Raw genomic sequence first — 3,114 nt, forward strand, 5'->3', positions numbered from 1 at the left:
CGAGTTCGATCATCTGATCCTCGCCGAAATGCGTAGAAACCGTCGCGCGTGCGACATCAACCGCAGCGGCATCGTTGATGGTCGCGGGATAGCCGGTCTGCCAGTCGAACGACACTTCGGCGCCATAGCTCTTGGCCTGGAAGGTGGCGATCTGCTCGACGGTGTCGCGCAACTGCGCCCGCACCTTCGGCGTCATGGATCGCATGGAGATCTCGAGCACTGCCGTATCGGGAATGATGTTGCAGGCCGAACCGGCCTGGAATGCGCCGACGGTGACGACCGAAGACTGGTGCGGCGAGACATTGCGCGACACCAGCGTCTGCAGCGCCATGACGATGCTGGAGCCGACGACGACCGGATCGACCGTCCGTTCCGGCTCGGCACCATGGCCGCCCTTGCCGCGCACGGTCAGCGTCACCGCATCGATGGAAGCGGCAATCGGACCGGGCCGGGTCGCGAACGTGCCGGCAGCGAGGCCCGGCCAGTTGTGCAGTGCAAAGACCTGCTCGCAGGGGAAGCGCTCGAACAGACCGTCGTCGATCATCATCTTGCCGCCACCGAAATTCTCTTCGGCCGGCTGGAAGATCAGGTGGACGGTGCCGGAAAAACTCTTGTCCTGCGACAAGGCCCAGGCCGCGCCGAGCAGCATGCTGGTATGGCCGTCATGACCACAGGCGTGCATGACGCCCGAATGCTGGCTGGCATGGGGTAACCCGGTTTCCTCCTGCATCGGCAGGGCGTCGAAATCGGCGCGGAAGCCGATGGCGCGATTGCTGTTGCCGGCGCGCAGCGTGGCGACGATGCCGGTCTTGGCCAGCCCGCGCGTCACTTCGAAACCCCATTTCTCCAGCTGTGCGGCGATGAAATCCGAGGTCTTGAATTCGGACAGACCGATTTCCGGGATCTGGTGCAGATGATGCCGGATCTCGACGAGTTCGGGCAGGAAGTCCTTGAAATTGATGTCGCTCATGATTGTGCTCATACCATTTGCAAAAATTGACGGAGCCGCGGAGATTGCGGGTTCTTCATGACGGTTTCGGGCGCGCCGCGCTCTTCGACAAGCCCCTTGTGGAGAAAGATGACTTCGCTGGATATATCGCGCGCCAGCGCCATCTCGTGGGTGACCATGACCATCGTCCGGCCTTCCTCGGCCAGCTTCTTGATGACCTGCAGCACCTCGTTGACCAGTTCCGGATCGAGCGCCGAGGTCGGTTCGTCAAACAGCATCACCTCGGGCTTCATCGCCAGCGCACGGGCGATGGCCGCGCGCTGCTGCTGGCCGCCGGAAAGCTGGGCGGGATACTGGTCGCGCTTGGGGGTGATGCCGACCTTCTCCATCAGCACTTCGGCCTCGGCGATCGCCTCGGCGCGCGCCATTCCCAGCACATGAACAGGCCCTTCGATGATGTTTTCGAGGATCGTGCGATGGGTCCACAGGTTAAAGCTCTGGAACACCATGCCCAGCCGGGTGCGGATATGCTCGAGCTGGCGCGGATCGGCCGCATGCGATTTTCCATCGCGACCGGGCCTGGTGCGGATGGTTTCGCCGGCCACCGAGATCTCGCCCTGATCGGGCGTTTCCAGATAATTGATACAGCGCAGCAACGTGCTCTTGCCCGAGCCGCTGCTGCCGATCAGCGAGATCACGTCGCCCTTGCGGGCTTCGAAGGAAATGCCCTTGAGCACCTCGATGCCGCCGAAGCTCTTGTGGATGTTGTTGACCGAAAGTGCCATGTCGACCATTTCAATTTTCTCCGGTACTGGCGGGGTCAGGCCCGCACGACGCGATAGCTGGTCATGCGTCGTTCGACGGTGTTCATGATCCGGGTCAGGATGAAGACCACGGCAAAGTAGATGATGCCGGCGGCGATCAGCGGTTCGAAGATCAGCAGCGACTGGCGCTGCAGCATGCGCGCCGTGCCCATGACCTCGAGGATGGTGATGGTGGAGGCGAGCGACGTCGTCTTCAGTAGAATGATCAGGTCGCTGGTCAGAACCGGCATGCAGTGGCGGAAGGCCTGCGGCAGCGTCACGCGGCGCAGGATCTTCCATTTGCTCATGCCGATCGACATCGCCGCTTCGATCTGGCCGCGCGGGATCGCCTGGATGGACCCGCGGATTACTTCGGCATTATAGGCGGCCTGGTTGAGGCTAAGCGCGGCAATGGCATACCACAGGCCATCGCGCAGATAGGGCCAGAGCACGCTGTGGCGCACCCAGGTTCCCGGCAGGATCTGCCCGAGGCCGTAATAGATCAGGTAGAGCTGCACCAGCAGCGGCGTGCCGCGAAAGGCAAAGGTGAAGACGAAGGCCGGCCATGACAGCAAAGGGTTCTTCGACAGGCGCGCCAGCGCGGTCAACGTGCCGATGACCAGTCCGAACAGGCCGGCGGTCGCCGTCAAAAGCAGCGTCAGCGGTGTCGCCTTGATCAGCGACGGAAGGAAGGTGAGGACGTTGGTGATCGTTTCCATCAGCGATGCCCCCGGTTCAGGTGCTTTTCGATGCGGCTGATGACGATGACGGAGACCAGCGTGATAAGCAGGAAGAGCATGGCGGTGAGGCCGTAGAAGAAAATGTATTGTTTCGTGCCGGCGGCGGCGCGGTAGCCGGTGTAGAGAAGTTCGCTGAACGAACCGAGCACGGAGATGATGGCGCTTTCCTTGGTGATCGACAGCCAGAGATTGCCCATGCCAGGCACCGCATGGCGCATCATCTGCGGCAGCACGACCCGGGTCAGGATCTTGCGCCTGGGCATGCCGATGGAGATGGCGGCCTCGATCTGGCCGCTGGGAACCGCCAGATAGGCGGAGCGGATCACTTCGGTCATGAAGGCGCCGGAGACGAAGGCGAGTGCGACGATTGCTGCCCAGAAGGAGCTGAACTGGAACTGGTCGCCGACCAGCCCAAGGTATTTGAGCAACCGCTCAGCGCCGCTGGCGACCGAGAAATACAGCAGCAGGATGACCAGCAGTTCAGGGAGCGAGCGAACGACGGTGGTATAGAGATCCGCAAGGATACGGAGATATCGGTTGTTCGACAGTTTGCCGGCAGCACCGAGAAATCCGAAGACCACCGATACGGCGTAGGAAACCAACGAGACCTGCAGGGTCATCA

At 61.9% G+C, this 3,114-nt stretch carries 4 protein-coding genes; all 4 read right to left on the reverse strand.

Annotated features, from left to right (window positions below):
* A partial coding sequence (locus JJB09_RS26420) for an amidohydrolase (protein ID WP_201664081.1) occupies positions 1–970 on the reverse strand: 970 nt, incomplete at its 3' end.
* A gap of 8 nt (positions 971–978) precedes the next feature.
* Complete coding sequence (locus JJB09_RS26425) at positions 979–1,743, reverse strand: ABC transporter ATP-binding protein (RefSeq protein WP_201664082.1); 765 nt, start codon at positions 1,741–1,743, stop codon at positions 979–981.
* 26 nt (positions 1,744–1,769) lie between these two features.
* A complete protein-coding gene (locus tag JJB09_RS26430; RefSeq protein WP_201664083.1) occupies positions 1,770–2,471 on the reverse strand; it encodes an ABC transporter permease in 702 nt (233 codons plus the stop codon).
* On the reverse strand, positions 2,471–3,114 hold a 644-nt coding region (locus tag JJB09_RS26435; protein WP_201664084.1), incomplete at its 5' end, for an ABC transporter permease. The genes JJB09_RS26435 and JJB09_RS26430, both read right to left, overlap by 1 nt.

Source organism: Phytoamicus setariae, assembly GCF_016722925.1.
In the GTDB taxonomy this organism is placed as follows: Bacteria; Pseudomonadota; Alphaproteobacteria; order Rhizobiales; family Rhizobiaceae; genus Rhizobium_E; species Rhizobium_E setariae.

Bases quoted from the DNA above. Each gene is read 5' to 3' on its own strand.
- JJB09_RS26425 (WP_201664082.1), bottom strand. From the start codon at position 1,743: ATGGTCGACATGGCACTTTCGGTCAACAACATCCACAAGAGCTTCGGC.
- JJB09_RS26430 (WP_201664083.1), bottom strand. From the start codon at position 2,471: ATGGAAACGATCACCAACGTCCTCACCTTCCTTCCGTCGCTGATCAAG.